Origin of the sequence: Neorhizobium sp. LMR1-1-1.1 (genome assembly GCF_040675795.1) — a bacterium.
Classification (GTDB): Bacteria; Pseudomonadota; Alphaproteobacteria; order Rhizobiales; family Rhizobiaceae; genus Neorhizobium; species Neorhizobium cellulosilyticum.
Map to the genome: position 1 here is coordinate 244,584 of NZ_JBEGHE010000058.1, position 18,539 is coordinate 263,122.

Below are 18,539 nucleotides of genomic sequence, written 5' to 3' on the forward strand. Positions count from 1 at the left end.
AGAGACGCCTAGTCTGAAGTGAGAGAGGACCATATGCCCCGCATCACATCCATCGAGATCACCCATCACCGTCTCCCTCTCGATCCGCCATTCAAGGCGAGCTGGGATGGGCGCGCGCGGGGGCATTTCGATGCGACGATCGTCAGAGTGAGGGATGATGAGGGTCGTGAGGGGATCGGTTCGGGCGACCTGATGAAAGGGTTCGAGGGGCATGAAGACCTGTTTATCGGTGAGGACCCGCGGCATCTGGAGCGGCATTACGAGGTCTTGTCGCATATCAACTTTCATTATGGTCGCTGCTGGCCGCTGGATCTGGCGCTGTGGGGTCTTTCCGGCAAGATTACCGGCGAGCCGGTATGGAGGATGCTTGGCGGGCGATCGGACAGGGTGAGGCTCTATGCGTCTTCCGGCGTGTTGCGTGAGCCTTCGGCGATGGCAGATCAGGCGGAGCGTTATATCGACGAAGGTTTTCCGGCAATGAAAGTGCGCTTTTCATCTTCCGCCGGTGGGCGGACCAGTTGGCGTGATGACGTGAAGGCGCTGGAAGCGATCAGGTCAAGGGTTGGGACCAAGCTGGAATTGATGGTCGACTGTAACCAAGGCTGGCGCATGCCTTGGGACACGACCTTGCCCTGGAGCTTCAAGGATGCGCTTGCGGTTGCGAAGGAACTGGAGAAGCTCGGCGTCTACTGGATGGAGGAACCGCTGTTCCGTTCCGACAGAAAGGGGATGCAGGCTTTGAAGGAGGCGACGTCGGTGAAGATCGCAGGCGGCGAGATGACTCGTGAGCTTTACGAGTTTCGCGACATCATCGAGGAACGCGCCTTCGATGTGATCCAGCCGGATGTGGCACTGGTGGGCGGCATTACCGGTTGCCGGCGGCTGGTCTACCAGGCGCGCGAGGCGGGCGTGATGTTCACGCCCCATAGCTGGACGAACGGGATCGGAGTTCTCGCCAATGCGCATCTGACGGCAGGTGCGGGCGATGCGCCGTTTCTCGAATACCCTTACGACAATCCCGAATGGAGCGAGGCGCGGCGGGATTATCCGATGGTCTCGCCGCTCAGGCACCACGACGGCTGGCTGGAGCTGGGCGATGCGCCGGGCCTTGGCGTGGTGCTGGACGAGGAGCGTCTTTGCGCCACACGGATCGGCTGATTTCGCCATGGCGCCGTGATGCCGACCTGCTATGGTTGATGCATTTCATGGAGTGATTGCGATGAAGATCGGTATTGTCGGTGCGGGCATGGTGGGCAGTTCAGCGGGCTTTGCGCTGGCGATTGCCGGTTATGCCAACGAGATCGTTTTTGTGGACAAGAACGAGGCGCTTGCAGTGGCGCAGGCCGAGGATATTTCCCATGCCGTGCCGTTTATGTCCGCCACGCGGGTGAGGGCTGGCGGCTATGCGGATCTCGCCGGTGCCGGGATCGTGGTGCTTTCCGCCGGTGTCGGGCAGCGGCCCGGAGAGGGGCGGCTTGAACTTCTGGAACGCAATGCCGTCGTCATTCGCAGTATCGTCAGCGAGATTCTGGCGGTCGTACCTGACCCTATCCTGCTGGTCGCAGCCAATCCCGTCGATGTCATCACCCACATCGCGGCAAAGATTTCCGGCCTGCCGCGCAACCGGGTGATCGGGTCGGGCACGATCCTCGATACGGCGCGGTTCCGCAGCCTGCTTGCCCGTCATATCGAAATCTCGCCGCAGTCCATTCCGGCCTTTGTGATCGGCGAACATGGGGACAGCGAAGTGCTCGCATGGTCCGGTGCGGTTGCCGGTTCGGCCGATCTCATCTCGTTTGCCGCGCAACTCGGCAAGCCGATCACCGAGGATGTCCGCAAGGCGATCGACCACGACGTGCGCAATGCCGCCTACAAGATCATCGAGGGCAAGGGGGCAACCTATTACGGCATCGGGGCCGGCATTGCCCGGATCGTCAGGGCAATCACGCGGGACGAGGGATCGGTGCTTTCTGTCGCGATCCATACGGACCATGTTGCTGGCGTCGACAATGTGACGCTCTCCCTGCCGCGTGTCGTCGGCGCCCGTGGCGTCACGGCTGATTTGTTGCCGGATCTCGAACCGTCCGAGCAGCAGGCGCTGACACGCAGCGCTCAGATGCTCAAGGAACTTTCCGACTCCCTGCATATCTGAGACTTTGTCGAAACAGGTGTGGCCTGCAAGTACTGCCGGATTTGCCTGTTGGCAGGTTCAAGCAGGAAGAGATAGAACTTGTCCTGACGATGTCGAGGACGAGATGCTTGCAGGCCTACCCATGTATGACTGGCCGGAAATTTCGGCGGCCACGGACGAGTTCTGGACTTTGCTCAGGGGCTGTCTGCTGCGCCGGGGCATTGATGCGCCTGAAGCTTTGACGCGGCAGGATGATCTGGCTGGTATGTGGCATTCTCCCGATCTTGTCTTCGGACAGACATGTGCGCTTCCCTTTGCCATGGATCTTAACCGCCATGTCCGGCTGATCGGATCTCCCACCTACGATATCGGCTGCGCGCCCGGCTGTTATTACAGCGTGCTGATCGTGCCGAAGGGCAGGTCCACGGAACTTGAGAGGTTTCGCGGGCCTGTCGTGATCAACGAGTTCAGTTCCCAGTCCGGCTTTGCAACGCTGATGCTGTCGCTCGTGGCGGCCGGCGTGGATATGAACGAGGTGAATGTTCGCGCATCCGGTGCCCATCGCGCCTCGATCAAGGCCGTGGCGAACGGTGAGGCGGAGCTTGCGGCGATCGATGTCGTCTCCTTCACCCTGGCGAAGCGCTACATGCCGGAAGCTGATGCCGTCGAAGTGATCGGTTGCACGCGTCCGACGCCGGGAATGGCGTTGATCAGCGCATTGCCGGATGTGGCGACCGACGGTCTTGCCCGTGCATTCGAAGAGGCTGTTAAAATGCTTGTTCCTTCGCTTCGCCGCGAACTTCTGCTCACCGGTTTCCTGCGCCGAAAGGCAGAAGATTACGTCGGCGTTGCCGAAGCGTGGCGTTCCATCGAGGGCCAGCTGCCATCAGATGCCGCCTATTCCCTCAAATCTTTTGCGGTGCCGCGATGATCGACAAGCTGGAATTCTTCATCGTTCTGGCGCGGGAAGGTCATTTCGGGCGGGCTGCCGAGGAGTGCGGCATTGCCCAGCCTTCGTTGTCGGCCGCCATTCGCCAGCTGGAAGAGCAGCTCGGTGTTCAGCTCGTGGTGCGCGGGTCCCGCTTTCAGGGGCTGACGCCTGAAGGGCAGCGGGTTCTTGAATGGGCCAAACGTATCGTCGGCGATGCCCGGACGATGCGCGAGGAAATGCGGGCGGCGAAGAAGGGGCTGGCGGGACATATCCGGCTTGCCGTCATTCCCACCGCGCTTGCCATGGTGCCGCGGCTGACGGAGCCGTTTCAGCAGAAACATCCGAACGTGACCTTCTCAATCGTTTCGCGCAATTCGCTGCAGGTTCTGTCGCAGCTCGACGATTTCGAGATCGATGCGGGGATTACCTATCTGGACAACGAGCCGCTCGGGCGCGTGACCAGCGTTCCGCTCTATTCGGAAAACTATACGCTTGTTACGGCTGAAGGGACGCCTCTCGCGGACCGGGAGAGTGTGAGGTGGGCCGAGATGGCGGATCTGCGGCTGTGCCTGCTGACGCCGGACATGCAGAACCGGCGGATTATCAACCAGCATCTTTCCAATGCAGGCGTGTCGATCACGCCGATGCTGGAATCGAATTCGATGGTGGTGCTGCTATCGCATGTGGCGACCGGGCGCTGGGCCAGCATCATGCCGCGCAATGTCGCAAAATCCTTCGGCTTCACGCAGAGCCTCCGCATGATCCCAATTGTGGAGCCGGAAGCGAAACACATGGTGGGGCTGGTTGCACCTTATCGGGAGCCGTTTACTCCCCTAGTCTCTGCTCTGCTGCATGAGGCGAGGGGCCTCGGCAGGGACATGGCAGAGATATAGTTTTCAAGGATCCACGATCGGCAGTATGCGACTGGCGATCGATCACGGAAGCACTACGTGATAGTGGTGGCACCGTAAATAGATAAGGCAATCGAGGAGAGGTCATGACCGGCTTCAGGACGACGATCGTGGCGCAGGAGATCATTCGCCGGAATGGAGTGGTCCGTGCAGGCTCGCGTGTGGTGCCTGCGGAAGTGCCGATCGCCTTTTCCTACGGTGGCTCCACCCATGCCGTCATGATGGGCACACCGGCGGATCTAGAAGACTTCGCCATCGGTTTCAGCCTGACGGAAGGTATCATCGCTTCACTGGCCGAGATCGAGGAGGTCGCGGTTCTGGAGGAGGGCCAGGGCCTCGACGTGCAGGTGCGGCTTGCGGAAAACAAGGAGGACGCCCTGCGCGCCCGGCGGCGGCATATGGCCGGGCCTGTTGGCTGCGGGCTCTGCGGCATCGAGTCGATCGAGCAGGCCATGCGGGTCGTTCCGGATGTCAGTGATGTTGCGGTGCTACTGACGCCTGAAGACATTACGGCTGCGATGGCAGCTTTGAACGGCGCGCAGCCTTTGCATGCCGAGACACATGCGGTTCACGGAGCAGGTTTTTTCATTCCCGGCGAGGGATTGATCGCGGTGCGCGAGGATGTCGGCCGGCATAATGCGCTGGACAAGCTTGCCGGAGCGGTGATCCGCGCTGGGCGAGAGGGTGGTCAGGGCATCGTCGTCGTCACCAGCCGCATCTCGGTGGAGATGGTGCAGAAGACGGCAATCCTTGGAAGCTCGACGCTCGTGGCGATCTCGGCACCGACAGCGCTTGCCATTCGTACCGCGGAAGAAGCCGGCATGACGCTCGTGGCGCTGACGCGCGGTGAGGATTTCGAGATATTTGCCGGTGCGGAGCGCATCGGCACGGGATCTGTCGCCGACGTGGCGTGATGCCTTTGGCCTGATGTCAGCGGCCGGGCAGCTTTTATAAACGGAGATGCCTCCGTTTATCTTGCCAAACCGATCAATGTCGGTTATTGATGCGCCGTGTCTTTCGCGGATTGTGCAATCCTGCGGCCGGGGCATCTTCTCATTTCACATAGCATATCTCCCAGATGGAGCCGTTCATGCGATACAATCAATTGGGCAATACAGGGCTGTTCGTATCCGAACTGTGCCTCGGCACGATGACCTTCGGCGAGGCTGACAACGCCGCCTTGTGGGGCAAGATCGCCGGCGTCGATCAGGATGCTGCCGACCAGATCCTCGACCGTTCGATCAAGGCCGGGGTCAATTTCGTTGATACGGCGGATGTCTATTCCTTCGGTACTTCGGAGCGGATTCTCGGCCAGGCCATCCGCAATGTCGGCGTTGCCCGCAAGGACATCGTGATCGCAACCAAATTTCTAGGCCAGATGGGCGACAAGCCCAACGACCGCGGGGCATCGCGCGGGCATATCATGGATTCGGTCGAGAGAAGCCTTGAGCGGCTGCAGGTCGATCATATCGATCTCTACCAGATCCATGGCACGGATACCGTCACGCCGATCGACGAGACGTTGAGAGCGCTCGACGATCTCGTTTCACGCGGGCTCGTTCGCTATATCGGGCTTTCTAACTGGGCAGCGTGGCGGATTGCCAAGGCGCTCGGCATTTCGGAACGGCGAGGTTTCTCCCGTTTCGAAACGGTGCAGGCCTATTATTCGATTGCCGGCCGTGACCTGGAGCGTGAGATCGTGCCGTTGATGCAGGAGGAAAAGCTCGGCCTCATGGTATGGTCGCCGCTCGCCGGAGGTCTGCTTTCGGGTAAATACGGCCCCGGCGCGCCCGGAAATGGCGAGGGACGGCGTCAGGAATTCGATTTCCCGCCGGTCGACAATTACCGCGCCTGGGCCTGCGTTGCCGCCATGCGGGAGATTGCGGCCAGGCATGAAACGAGCGTGGCTGCGGTGGCGCTGGCCTATATCCTTGCCAAGCCTTTCGTCACCAGCGTCATCATTGGGGCCAAGCGGATTGAGCAACTGGATGAAAACCTGAAGGCTGTTTCTGTGAAACTCGATGCTGAGGACCTGAAAAAGCTCGACGAGGTCAGTGCGCTGATGCCGGAATATCCGGGCTGGATGCTGGAGCGGCAGGGGGTGGGCCGGCGTCCGGCTCCTTTCGAGCCGAAGGGCTGAGATCGTGAGGGAGGCCGGATCGGCCTCCCTTTTTCCGTTTCTGCTCAGAAATCTTCCCAGCCGGCTGCCTTCTTGAGATTGGCATGCGCCATTCGCAACGGGGCCGTGCCGAAATGTGAGGTTTGAGGAGCGCTATGGGCGGCCGGTCGGGATGCGAGCCGCGTGCCTTCACCGATATCGAACTGCATCAGAAGATCGCGCAGGCTCTGTGCCTCGCTTGCCAGCGAGTGGCTGGCCGCGGTCGTCTCTTCCACCATGGCGGCATTCTGCTGCGTCGCTTGATCCATATGGTTCACCGCCTGACTGATCTCGCGGAGGCTCGATGCCTGTTCGCGAGAAGCTTCGACAATGGCAGAGACGTTGTCGTGGATGCTCGCGACCTGACCGAGAATATCGCGCAATGAGCCTCCCGTACGTCCGACAAGCTCGACACCGCCGGAAACCTGATGGCTGGAGGTATTGATCAGGGTCTTGATCTCCTTGGCGGCCTTGGCTGAGCGTTGCGCCAGTTCGCGGACTTCCTGGGCGACGACTGCAAATCCCTTGCCGGCCTCGCCTGCGCGGGCGGCCTCGACGCCGGCATTGAGCGCCAGGAGATTGGTCTGGAAGGCGATGTCGTCGATGACACCGATAATGTTGGTGATCTCATTGGATGACTTGGCAATCTCGTCCATGGCGGCGATTGCCTGCTGGACAACAAGGCCGGACTGTTCGGCATTCTGGCGTGTGTTGGTGACAAGCCGTCCGGCTTCTTCGGCGCGATGACTGGAATCGCCGACCGTGCGGGTGATTTCTTCCAACGCCGCTGCAGCTTCCTCCAGCGATGCGGCCTGCTGCTCGGTACGTTTTGCCAGTTCTTGAGACGCGTCGCGGATTTCACTCGATGCAGAGGCGATGCCGGAAGCGTTCTGCGAGACGACCTTCATCGCGTCGCGCAACTTGGCGGCGACCGAGTTGAAATCCTGGCGGGTCGATTCCATGCTGGGAACGAAGCGGGTTTCGATCGATTGATCGAGCTTGCCGTCGGCCAGATCGCGAAGACCCGTGCCGAGCATGCCGATCGCGCTCATGCGCGGGGTCACGTCGGTGGCGAATTTCACCACCTTGCAGACCTTGCCGTTCAGGTCGGTGATAGGGTTATAGGCCGCCTGGATCCAGATCTCCTTACCACCCTTGCCGTAACGGACGAATTCATCGGCAATGAATTCTCCAATGGCGAGGCGCGGCCAGAATTCCGCGTAGTCCTGTGATGCGGCGTAGCCGGGTTCGCAGAACATCCGGTGATGCTTGCCCTTGATCTCCGACAGGTCGTAACCGAGGCCGGCGCAGAAGTTTTCGTTTGCATCCAGGATCGTGCCATCTGGGAGAAATTCGATGACAGCCTGCGAGCGGCTGATGGCGGAAAGCTTTGCGGCGTCCTCGGTTGCCTTGATTTTCGCTGCGGTTATATCGGTTGCGAGCTTGATGACCTTGTAGGGCTTGCCGCCGCGCGAAACAGGGTTGTAGGAGGCCTGGATCCAGATCTCGCGGCCGGACTTGGTGATCCGCTTATATTCTTTGGCGTCGAAATTTCCGGCTGCAAGATTGGCCCAGAAAGCCTTGTATTCGGCCGATGCCACATAGTCCGCTTCGCAGAAGATGCGGTGGTGTTTTCCCTTGATCTCTGCAAGCGAATAACCCAGCGCTTCGCAGAAATTGGGATTGGCGTTTAGGATGTTTCCGCCAAGATCGAATTCGATGACTGCTTGCGATCGCGATATCGCGGCGAGAGTGTCCAGCGCACCTGCCGTCTTGCCCAGTCCCAGCATTGAGTGTCCCTCAGACGTAACCTTGTGGCGGCTACTGCCATATAGTCAATGGAGGTTGCGCTTCAGACAACGCGCTGAACTTCCACTTATATTAGGACATCAAAAAATTAATGCGACCTTTATTAAAACTACAATTATTAGCCAGGAAAAATAAGAGCCGCATTTTCGCGGCTCTTTGACTTGGTTTTGCTGTGAAAGCTTGCCTCAGGCGGCAATATCTTCCATTTCGGTGCCCTTGAACATCTTGGCGAGGTTCAGGAAGCAGATCATGCCGTGCTCGTTGGCGATGATCCCTTCGGAGAAGGACTTATCGAAGGAGGCGGAGACTTCCGGAACCGGCTGAACCTGGCTCGAGGGGATGGTGAGGATGTCGGAAACGCGGTCAACGAGCATGCCGATTACCATGTTGTGGACTTCGGCGACGACGATGGCGCTGCGCTCGTTGGCAACAGTGCTCTTCATGCCGAGTTTGTAGGCAAGGTCGATGATCGGAATGACCGAGCCGCGCAGGTTCATGACGCCGATGACGTCCTTCGGTGCATGTGGGAGGGGCGTGGACGGTGCCCAGCCGCGGATTTCGCGGATCGTCGTCGTCTTGACGCAGAATTCCTGATCGTGAAGACGGAAGGCGATGATCTCAAGCATTTCGCCGTTATACATGGTGGAATTGATCGTGGTCGCCATCAGAAATGCCCCAGCTGTCCGTTGCCCGCATGGTGGTCACCGCGCCTGACGAATTCAGGTGCAAATCCCATCACGTCGCAATCCGGCGCCGAAGCACGGCGAATCTCAGATTGCGCGATGCCGACTTTAATCGAGGATTATTTCTCAAACATAAATCATAGAACGCAAAATCGCGGTCTAGAGGCTAAGGCCTTAATATTCTTTCTCGTAGAAGATACCGGCCTTGCCGCCCTCGGTGCCGGCTCCTGCCTTGAGCTTCACGCCGCGGCCGACATCGAGATTGATCGTCGCCTGCGCCCCACCTTCGCCGCCCTGTTCTACCTGAAGATAGGTGCGGTTATTGATGTAACGGCCAACCGAAACGGTTGTCTGGCCGGTTGCATCGGTGTTGACGTCCAGATCATCGACGCCGAGATTGCTGCGCAACGTCTGCAGAAGCGAGGTCGAACCGCCGCCGGCAAGTTGGCTAACAGCGTCTGCCAGCTGGGCGATCTGCAGCGGCGACAACCGTGACATGGACTGGCCGAAGATCAGCTGCGCCAAAACTTCATCCTGCGGCAGGGCAGGGGAGGAAGAAAAGGCGATGGTCGGGTCGTCGGCCATTCCGGTTACACCGACTGTGATCGTCGTGGAGCCGGATGTCGTGTCGGCCGACATGTTGAGGACCGGGATCAGGCCGCCGCCGAAAGTGATATCGCCCTCGGTGAAATCGAGACGTTTGGTCAGAATGATGATACGGCCGCGGCGCATTTCGAAGCCGCCCGATACCTGCGGCTCGATCGCCGTGCCTGCGACGGTCAGTTCCCCGCCGAGCTCCGCATCGATGCCGCGGCCACGGACGAAGATGCCGTTTGGTGCGCGTACCTTGAGTTCGAGCCTGATGGGGTTGGAGCTGCCCGATGCCTGTTTCGGCCTGATCTCTTCCATCTGTCGCAGAACTGCAGCTGGTGCGTTGCGGTGCCGGATATCGATCGAACGGAGCGAGGTCGGGAGCTTGGCCGGAACGGTGATCGAAGCCTTGGTCAGCGCGATGTCGCCGCCCAGTATGGGGCCGGACATCACCGGACCCTTGAATGTGAGAGTGCCGTCTGCCGTGATCGCAAACAGGGTGCCATCGGCATAACTCGCCTGGGCCAGCCTGATCGTCAGGTCTGCGGGGAAGCCGGATGCGGGTTCGATGCCGACGGTGCCATCAACTGTGACGGTGCCGCCGCCTGATAGCGAACCCGAGATGCCCGAGAGACGTGCGGTCTTGCCGTCCAATGCGATATTGGCGGTAAGCGAATTGATCGCGAGGTTTCGGCGGACATCAATGAAGCGCGAGCCGGATGTGACAAGCGTGCCGGTAATCGCCGGAGACGCTGCATTGCCTCGGACTGCGATATCGACATTGCCGGTGCCTTCCAGAATGAAGCCCTGGGCGGAAAGCTGACCTGCAAGAATGGAGAAGGGAAGGCTGCCGGAGAATTTGAGATCGAGCGGCCGGTCACCGGTAATCACGGCTGTGCCCCCGCCCGAGAGCGCGATGCCTCCTCCGCCGGAAAGGCGAGTGTCGACGGTAACGCGGCCATCCTGAAATGTGCCTTCAGCGGTTATGTCGACTGCTGCAACGCCGGCAGTCGAGGTCTGGCTGACGGCTGCATTGTCCCAGCGGAGATTGTAACGGACTGCAGGTGCCTGAGGTGTGCCGGTGGCTGTGACAGTGCCGGAAATCATGCCCTCGGCGCCGAGACTGGGAACGAAGGAATTGGCGATACTGGCGGGAATAGCCTTGGCGCGAGCATTGATGTTCAGCGCCGGGCCACCGTTCGCGTTGAGAAGTACCTTGCCGTCGGCGGTGATTTCCATGCCGCCGCTGCCGGCAATGCGCGTTTCGTCTAGTGTGACTGCGCCATCTGCAAAGGTGCCGGTCGCAGAGATGCGAAACGGACTGATGCCAGCGTCGCGCATCTGGCGAAGCTGGGCATCACTCCATTCTAAATCATATCGTATTGCGGGAGCAGAGCTTGTGCCCGTTGCATTGATCGTGCCCGAAATGTTGCCTGCCGCGTGGATGGTGGGCAGGAAGGTGTTGAGCAGGCTTGCCGGCAGCGCATTGATCGTTGCGGCCACATCGAGCGTCGAGCCGGCCGTGCCGTTTACAGAAACGCTGCCGGTGCCGGTCGCAAGGGTGAGGTTCGACAGGCGTGCGCCGCCGTTCTCGATGACGATGCGTGTCGGATTTTCCAGACGTACCGGGATTTTGCGCGGTGTTGCCTCGAAATTCTGCAGGCCGATGGCAAGACCATTTGCGGTTTCGATCGTCGCCTTGGTGGTCAAAGGCGCGCCGTCGTAATTGGCTGACAGGTCGATCGAGGTCGTTGTGCCGGAGTGATCCAATCCGACATTCAGGCCTTCAAGGAAGATGCTGTCGGTTCCAAGACGCGCGGCACGGATAGAGCCCTGTGCGGCGATCGTCTTGATGTCCGGTATGGTCAGGTCGATTGCCGGCTGCACCAGGCCTGCACTGCCGCGTCGAATTGCCGAACCGTTCGCCTTGATGACGGCACCGGTTGTCTGGTCTTCGCGATTGAAGGTGACGGAACCCTTGAGATCACCCTGGGCCTGCTGAGCGGCCAGCGCTGCGAGCAGCGATACGTCGGGGAAATCGAACTGGAGCTGGCCGGACGGCATGAATTCCGGAGAGAAGGTCAAGGCACCGGTCAGCTTGTTCGGGCCGATTTCGGCATTGATCGCCGGTGCCTGGGTTTCGCCGTTCGCCGATGCCAGGTCGCTGCTGATGCGGATCGGCTTGCTGTCGATCGAGCCGTTGACGGTAAGGCGGCCCTGCGGCGCATCGGGATTTGCCGTGCCTTCTAGGATGAGGCTCAGGTCTTCCAGCCTGCGACCGGCAAGCCGGGCTTCGGCTGAATTGATGACGGCTCTGACATTCGCGCCGGTCAGCGGGCCCTTCGCGGAAATGTCGAAGCCTGCGGCGCCTTCCGCGTCACCCAGCCAGCGTTTGATATCCGGCAGGCGACCGGCAAGCCGGCCGGAAACGTTGCCGTTTTCCATCAGCACGTTGCCATGGGCTTCTAGCGCGTTCGACTTGATAACAAGGTTTTCCAGGCTCATGCGGCCGCCCTGAACGACGTCCACATATCCTTCTGCAGCGATAGCACCTTCGAAGCGTGGCGCGAGTGCCGGCGGCAGGATGCTCGGATTGGCTGAAAGGCGGAAATTGCCGGTCACCGCCTGCTTGGACGTGTCATAAGCACCGCTGACGGTGCCGTTGAAGCCTGCGCTTTCGAAGGTGGCGGCATCAAGCCCGATGGCGGGTGGCGCAAGGCGCAGCGGTGCATCGAGCGTTACCGGTCCCCGCACCATCCGGCCGATATCGGCATTGGTAAAATTCAGGTCGCCCACGGTGAAGCGGCTGCGGATGCTGCCTGCACGAGCAATCAGATCAAGGTCTTCGCTTTCCGCCTGAAGCCTGATCTGGCGGAACCGCCCTTGCGGAAGCTCGGCATAGGGGAGGGATGCGGTCGCGTTAAAGCGCGCGGCCGCGGCGGCTCCGGTCAGGGTGAAATTCAGGGTTTCGAGCGAAAAACGGCTTGGCTGGCCGTTGATCGGCCATGCCACTTCGACCGGTCCCTTGGTGCCAGCAAGGCTTGCAGTCAAGCTGTTGTCACCCTTTGGGTCCCACGCGCCCTTGGCGGAAATGCGTACGGCACCCGAGGTCAGCTGGCCGCGCTGGAAATCGACGCGGCCCGATTTCGAATAGGTTGCCGCGATATCGATATCGGTCGTGCCGTCGAACAAGTCGCGAAGTGCAGGCGGCATCAGAGTGGCAAGCTGGCCGCCGCCTTTGACCTCGACGCGGTGCCCGCCATTATCGACCATTACATGCCGACCATCGACCGAGATAACCGGCTGGCCGTCGACATTCCCGGAAAGCTTGCCAGCCCAGTTGGACAAGGGGCCTTCGCCGTCGAGGGCGAGTTGCACGGCCGGAGCGCCGGGTAGCCGCAGCAGGCGTGCAAGAAGCCCGCCCTGTGGCTCGGATACCGATGCCTTAAGTGTCAGCCGATTTTCGGAGGGAGCATAAACGATGTCGGCAAGCGCTCTGGCATCCGGCTCATCCTTGCGGGTCGCCTGAAGATCTAGCGCGATATTCGGCCCCGTCGCATCGATCGAGCCTTTCAGCGAAAGTGCGAAGTCACGGCCCGATAGCGCTTGAGCGAGATTGATGTCCGGCAGGTCGAGCTGTGCGACCCTGATGCCGACGGGCAATGTCGTGCCCCCCGACGAAGTCGTGGTTGTGGCAGGCTTTGCGGCGGTTGGTTCCGGTGGACGATAGACGTCGATCGCGCCTGCGGTGATGCGGTCGGCACGGAACTCGCCGGTGATCAGCGCTGTCGGCGACCAGTCGATCTCGATGCCGTTGATCTGGGCGTAAGGGCCCTTGCTGTCGGACAACGTCAGTGCGCCGACGCGAAGGTCACCGGTCAGAAGGCCTTCCGGCCGCGAGAAGGTGATCGAACGATCGGGAGTGGACACAAGTGACGATATGCGGCTGGCAGCGATATCGCCGCCCACGGGCGTGAAGGCGACGAAAAGAACAACGCCGAGCGCCATGACGAAAAGAACGCCGACAGCCGCGATTGCGGCTCTCAATGTCCATTTCAGAAGGCGGACGATGAATGTCATAATTGTATTGCTGCCTCTTTAGAAAGCCTGGCCGATGCCAGCATAGATACCGAACGAATTTCCACCGTCATAGCGCCTGAGCGGAACTGCGAAATCCAAGCGAATGGGGCCAAAGGGCGTTGCATAACGCAGACCCAGTCCTGCACCCGCACGAATATCAGAGAAATCAGGCACGATTTCGGTTGCTACCGTTCCGACGTCTATAAACGGAACGATGCCGATATTCTCTGACACTTTTACGCGCGTTTCGAAAGACGCCAAAACGTAAGAGCGGCCACCTACCGCATCGTCATCGTCATTATAGGGCGATATCTCGCGATAGCTGTAACCACGCACCGATCCGCCCCCGCCCTGGTAGAAGCGACGGGTTACCGGAATATCTTGCAAGTCGCCTGTTCCGACCAATGTGCCAGCACCCAGCCGGGCTGCGAGAACCACCTTGTCTTCGGCGCCAAGCCCATAATAACCTGCGATGGAGCCTTCGAATGACGAGAAGACATTGCCCTTAAGTGCCTCATAACTCGGTTTGGCGGAGACTGTTCCGTAATAGCCCTCGGTCGGATCAAGCTTGTTGTCTCGCGTGTCGCGCTCGAAGGATACCGGCAGGCTGAAGGTCAGGTAGTCATTGCGATCAAACGCGTCGTCGGCGCGGATGTAGGAGATCTCGCCGCCACCAGTGACCTTGTCGGTGGCGTTAAGTTCGTAAGCGATGCCGGCGGAATAGGTGATCGACTGGGCTTCGTAGATGTCTTCGGGATTTTCGCTCTTGGCTTCGAGCTTGGAGACGAAGGTCGCTTCCGGGACGTAGAAACCGGGTTTGGTGAAGGTGATGCCGGCGGAGTAATCGAATGTCGTCACGTCTGTCGTGGCGCCGATGCCGGAAACAGCCCCCTCAAGCCGCAGCGATTCCGCCTGGCCGAACAGGTTGCGATGTCCCCAATATCCCTGAACCCCTGCGCCATCAGTCGACGCGTATTCAAGACCGAAGCCGAAATAGCGAAACTTGCCTTCGGATACCTCGATCGCAAGCGGCAGGGAACCATCGGGAGCCAAGCTGTCGGCCTCATGGATGGTGATGCTGGAGAATACGCCAAGCTGGCGTAGACGTTCCGAGGCTTTTTTGAGCTGTTCCGGGGAGTAGCGTTCGCGCCGGTCGAGACGGGAGTAACTCTGGATGAAGTCAGGATTGACGGCCCGAGCGCCCTTGACCGTTACTGTGCCGAACGGCGCCACAGGTCCGCCGATGGCGCCAAGCACCACATCGACTGTCCGCTTTGCATGATCTGCCGTGATCTGTCGCTGAAGAGGGTGGGCAAGCGGGCGCCCCTCTTCTTTCAAATCGACAACGATCTTTTCGCCGGCTTTCAGGATGATCAGCGAGCCGGCCGGTCCGCCCGGTTCCAGATCGTAATCAGCAGGGTTTCTACCCGCCGCGTCTCCCTCGAAGCGCACTGCGCCGAGCTTGAATTCGGGACCGGGCGTCACATTCACGGTTACCGGAACAGGCTTGGAATGGTCGAATGTCGGATTAGGGGGGAGCTGGTCGATATCGGTTCCGGCGATCGATATGTTGACGATACCGCCGTATCGGGCTTCTTCGTAAAGAACGGCCACCAGGCGGTCCCGGTCTTCGCGCGCCTTGACGATGATGCCGAGATCACCGGAAACCGGCTTTTCGTCGTCATTCACAAGTGCGGCGGCCGATTTCAACCGGTCAGCCAGGTCGCCGTCCGCGTCGCCTGTTTCGATCGTTGCTTCATAACGAACCGGATCGATGACTTCGACGGTTTCCTCGTCGCTGCCGAACAACGTGATGCCGAATATCTTGAATGCGTATGCCTCCGGCGCAAAGACGGGCGAAAGAGCCAGGCTACCAGCCAGCAAGCAGGCCAGGCTTCTCCGCCGGCTGCTCCAGTCGCTCATCCTCCCAGCTTTTCTCTTTTCCATACGCAGACTTAAGTATCGCAGCTGTCGGTGAAGACCCTCATGGTCGCTTGAAACCTCTGTACCCGGAAAATCCTAAAAGGGGTACCCTTGATCTCGGCTGCATGATGATTTGATGAAATAAAAGGCCCCGAAGCTGGCTTCGGGGCCACATATTTGAAATATCTGACGTTATGTCGGTTCCTGCGCTTTAATAACGGCGCGGGCAATCGTCGATGTAGCGGCGACCATAGCGGTCGCGATAGTAGCACTGGCCCGGCTGCTCGGAGACATTGCCGATCAGCGCACCGGCCACGCCGCCAACGGCTGCGCCGACTGCCGCGCCGCGAACGTTGCCGGTGGCAACGCCACCGATAATGGCGCCTGATGCAGCTCCAATGCCAGCTCCCTGCTCGGTCGCCGTGCAACTTGCGAGCGATGCGCCCACCATCAACATAATCAGAGCCTTCTTCATGGCTTCCTCCAGTTCCGTTTCGTCGCAACCATTCCCTGACGGCGCTACGTTTCCGTTGGAACAATAGGTCTCGCTTGTAAAGAGTCCATATGAGCAATGTATTTTATTGTTCGGATTGCCGAAAACGATGCAAGAATGCTGCCCAGGATAGTGGCGAGGCCGGTTCTTCAATCACTGTCTGTCAACGTTGCTTGTGTCCAGTTGGGGCAAATTTATTCGCCAGATGCTTGATGTGGGTCAATCTTCACATTTCGGCTACCGCTAAGATTCGGATTGGAATAAATCTAAAATGGGCCTATTGCCGCAGGCAAGCGCAAGCAGCCTCTTTCGGGTTGACGAAGAAGATGGCAAAAATCAAAAAAAGGCCTGACGCAGGTTTTGGAGCGTAAGCATGGATTTCGAGGCATTTTTCAAAAGCGAACTGGACGGACTGCATCAGGAAGGCCGTTACCGCGTGTTCGCCGATCTCGAACGACAGCGTGGAAGTTTCCCGCGAGCGACGCACCACACGCCTGATGGCACCAAGGATGTGACCGTCTGGTGTTCCAACGACTACCTCGGTATGGGCCAGCATCCGGCCGTGATCGCGGCCATGCATGAAGCCATCGATCACTGTGGCGCGGGTGCGGGAGGCACCCGGAATATTTCTGGCACCACCCACTACCACGTTCTTCTCGAGCGCGAGCTCGCAGATCTGCATGGCAAGGAAGCCGGCCTGATCTTCAATTCCGGCTACATGTCGAACTGGGCGACGCTCGGCGTCCTTGGCCAGAAAATCCCCGGTCTCATCATTTTCTCCGACGCGCTGAACCACGCTTCGATGATCGAAGGCATCCGCCACGGCAAGTGTGAGCGGGTGATCTGGAAGCATAACGATCTCGTCGACCTTGAAGCCAAGCTTGCGGCGGCCGATCCGAAGGCGCCGAAGATGATCGCGTTCGAAAGCGTCTATTCGATGGACGGCGATATCGCGCCGATCAAGGAGATCTGCGATCTCGCCGACAAATACGGCGCGATGACCTATCTGGATGAAGTTCATGCGGTGGGCATGTACGGCCCGCGCGGCGGCGGTATTGCCGAGCGCGAAGGCCTGATGGATCGTGTGACGATCATCGAGGGCACACTTGCCAAGGCGTTCGGCGTGATGGGCGGTTATATCACGGCGTCGGCGGCACTTTGCGATTTTGTCCGTTCGTTCGCTTCCGGCTTCATCTTCACGACATCCTTGCCGCCGGCTCTTGCTGCCGGCGCGATCGCCTCGATCAAGCATCTGAAGGTCAGCCAGATGGAGCGCGCGCGCCATCAGGAGCGTGTCCGCAAGCTGCGCAGCATGCTCGATGCCAAGGGCATTCCGCATATGCCGAACCCCAGCCATATCGTGCCGGTCATGGTCGGCGATGCCGCCAAGTGCAAGTGGATTTCGGACCTGTTGATGGATAACTGCAATATCTATGTGCAGCCGATCAACTATCCAACCGTGCCGCGCAAGACCGAGCGTTTGCGCATCACGCCGACGCCGCTACATTCGGATGCCGATCTCGAGCATCTGGTCGGCTCGCTGCATCAACTCTGGTCACGCTGCGCGCTGGCGCGGCATGTGGCTTGATCCAAAAATCCAGAGTTAAAGAAAAATGGCCGCTTACGCGGCCATTTCCTTTTGGGCAATTGCTTCAGCAGCACGCCGTCGGGCTTCCGCGTCGGCAGCAAAGACGTCGTCCATGGTGATGGCAGAACCGTAGCCGACCATGTCTTCCATCACGTCCTCGGCAATATCCGCCATGTGCAGGAAGCCGATGCGCTTTTCCAGGAAGGCGTTGAAGGCGGTTTCTTCCGCCGCATTCATCACCGCACCTTGTACGCCGCCGCGATCCATGGCGGTGCGCGCAAGCCGCAATGCCGGAAAACGCGTCTCGTCTGGCGCCTCGAAGTCCAGCCGCGCCAGTTTGGCGAAGTCCAGCCGTTCGACATCGAGCTTCGGGCGTTCCGGATAGGTCAGGGCATAACCGATTGCGGTGCGCATGTCGGGGCAACCGAGTTGGGCAAGCACTGAGCCATCGGTATAGCCGACCATGGAATGAATGATCGACTGCGGATGCACGATCACCTCGATCTGGTCAGGGCGGACATTGAAGAGGTGTTTGGCCTCGATCATCTCCAGCGCCTTGTTGAACATTGAGGCGCTGCCGATCGAGATCTTCAGGCCCATCGACCAGTTGGGATGGGCGCGCGCAACATCGGCGGTCACATTCGCCATCTGCTCGCGGCTCCAGGTGCGGAAAGGCCCGCCGGATGCGGTGAGCACGATCCGCTCGACTGCGTGGCGCTGGTCATCCTCCAGCGACTGGAAGATCGCGCTATGTTCGCTGTCGACTGGAATGAGTTTGCCGCCGCCATCCGCGACTGCCTTGACGAAGAGTTCGCCGGCTGAAACCAGACATTCCTTGTTGGCAAGCGCGATATCTGCGCCGCGTTCGGCGGCAGCGACCGTCGGCGCGAGGCCGGCGGTGCCGACGATCGCAGCCATGACCCAATCGGACGGGCGCTGGCCTGCTTCCACCAGGGCCGCACGGCCGGCCGCAACCTCGATGCCGGTGCCGGCAAGCGCATCCTTCAGCGTCGCATATTGCTTGTCGTCGGCCGTGACGGCGAGGCGGGCGCCGAACGTCACGGCCTGTTCTGCGAGCAGCGCGACATTGCTGTTGCCGGTGATTGCGGCGATGTCGAACGCGTTCCGTCCGCCCAGTTGCGCTACCACGTCGAGCGTGTTGACACCGATCGAGCCGGTCGACCCGAGAATGCTGATGCGGCGTCTATCCATGTCTGCCATGCCGTTTCCATATTCACTGT

12 protein-coding genes and 1 pseudogene are annotated in these 18,539 nt (G+C 59.9%); 7 read left to right on the plus strand and 6 right to left on the minus strand.

Features of this window, described 5'->3' with window-relative positions:
• Positions 1 to 33 precede the first annotated feature (33 nt).
• The 6 genes from MRBLMR1_RS26400 to MRBLMR1_RS26425 all read left to right on the plus strand — a co-directional run bounded on the left by MRBLMR1_RS26400 (position 34) and on the right by MRBLMR1_RS26425 (position 6,113).
• The gene (locus MRBLMR1_RS26400; RefSeq protein WP_500066948.1) at positions 34 to 1,158 is read left to right on the plus strand and encodes a mandelate racemase/muconate lactonizing enzyme family protein; all 1,125 of its coding nucleotides are present in this window, start codon (positions 34 to 36) and stop codon (positions 1,156 to 1,158) included.
• Between the two features lie 61 nt (positions 1,159 to 1,219).
• Positions 1,220 to 2,152 (plus strand): L-lactate dehydrogenase, encoded by a 933-nt coding sequence (locus MRBLMR1_RS26405; protein ID WP_148148181.1) that lies wholly within the window; start codon positions 1,220 to 1,222, stop codon positions 2,150 to 2,152.
• 103 nt (positions 2,153 to 2,255) lie between these two features.
• The gene (locus MRBLMR1_RS26410) at positions 2,256 to 3,062 is read left to right on the plus strand and encodes a PhnD/SsuA/transferrin family substrate-binding protein (protein ID WP_148148182.1); all 807 of its coding nucleotides are present in this window, start codon (positions 2,256 to 2,258) and stop codon (positions 3,060 to 3,062) included.
• Entirely contained in the window at positions 3,059 to 3,955 is an 897-nt protein-coding gene (locus MRBLMR1_RS26415) for a LysR family transcriptional regulator (protein ID WP_148148183.1), read from the plus strand. The genes MRBLMR1_RS26410 and MRBLMR1_RS26415 overlap by 4 nt, the downstream gene beginning before the upstream one ends.
• Positions 3,956 to 4,059: 104 nt before the next feature.
• Positions 4,060 to 4,887 (plus strand): formate dehydrogenase accessory sulfurtransferase FdhD, encoded by an 828-nt coding sequence (gene fdhD, locus MRBLMR1_RS26420; protein WP_148148184.1) that lies wholly within the window; start codon positions 4,060 to 4,062, stop codon positions 4,885 to 4,887.
• Positions 4,888 to 5,063: 176 nt separating this feature from the next.
• Positions 5,064 to 6,113 carry an aldo/keto reductase gene (locus MRBLMR1_RS26425; RefSeq protein WP_148148185.1) on the plus strand — a complete coding sequence of 350 codons (1,050 nt, stop codon included), beginning with the start codon at positions 5,064 to 5,066 and terminating at the stop codon, positions 6,111 to 6,113.
• 44 nt (positions 6,114 to 6,157) lie between these two features.
• Here MRBLMR1_RS26425 and MRBLMR1_RS26430 read toward each other — a convergent pair whose 3' ends face one another.
• The 5 genes and pseudogenes from MRBLMR1_RS26430 to MRBLMR1_RS26450 form a co-directional block, all read right to left on the minus strand.
• A complete protein-coding gene (locus tag MRBLMR1_RS26430; RefSeq protein WP_148148186.1) occupies positions 6,158 to 7,921 on the minus strand; it encodes a methyl-accepting chemotaxis protein in 1,764 nt (587 codons plus the stop codon).
• Between the two features lie 204 nt (positions 7,922 to 8,125).
• On the minus strand, positions 8,126 to 8,605 hold the full coding sequence (locus tag MRBLMR1_RS26435) for a chemotaxis protein CheW (protein ID WP_148148187.1): 480 nt from the start codon (positions 8,603 to 8,605) through the stop codon (positions 8,126 to 8,128).
• A 192-nt stretch (positions 8,606 to 8,797) separates the two neighbouring features.
• A pseudogene (locus MRBLMR1_RS26440) lies at positions 8,798 to 9,865 on the minus strand (translocation/assembly module TamB domain-containing protein); the annotation flags it as partial.
• A gap of 3,447 nt (positions 9,866 to 13,312) precedes the next feature.
• On the minus strand, positions 13,313 to 15,241 hold the full coding sequence (locus tag MRBLMR1_RS26445) for an autotransporter assembly complex protein TamA (protein ID WP_183686343.1): 1,929 nt from the start codon (positions 15,239 to 15,241) through the stop codon (positions 13,313 to 13,315).
• A 187-nt stretch (positions 15,242 to 15,428) separates the two neighbouring features.
• Complete coding sequence (locus MRBLMR1_RS26450) at positions 15,429 to 15,692, minus strand: YMGG-like glycine zipper-containing protein (protein WP_148148190.1); 264 nt, start codon at positions 15,690 to 15,692, stop codon at positions 15,429 to 15,431.
• Between the two features lie 391 nt (positions 15,693 to 16,083).
• On the opposite strand from MRBLMR1_RS26450, the gene hemA reads away from it, so the two are divergent.
• Positions 16,084 to 17,298 carry a 5-aminolevulinate synthase gene (gene hemA / locus MRBLMR1_RS26455; RefSeq protein WP_148148191.1) on the plus strand — a complete coding sequence of 405 codons (1,215 nt, stop codon included), beginning with the start codon at positions 16,084 to 16,086 and terminating at the stop codon, positions 17,296 to 17,298.
• A gap of 33 nt (positions 17,299 to 17,331) precedes the next feature.
• Here the strand turns inward: hemA and dxr are convergent, their stop codons facing one another.
• Entirely contained in the window at positions 17,332 to 18,519 is a 1,188-nt protein-coding gene (gene dxr / locus MRBLMR1_RS26460) for a 1-deoxy-D-xylulose-5-phosphate reductoisomerase (protein ID WP_148148192.1), read from the minus strand.
• Positions 18,520 to 18,539 lie beyond the last annotated feature (20 nt).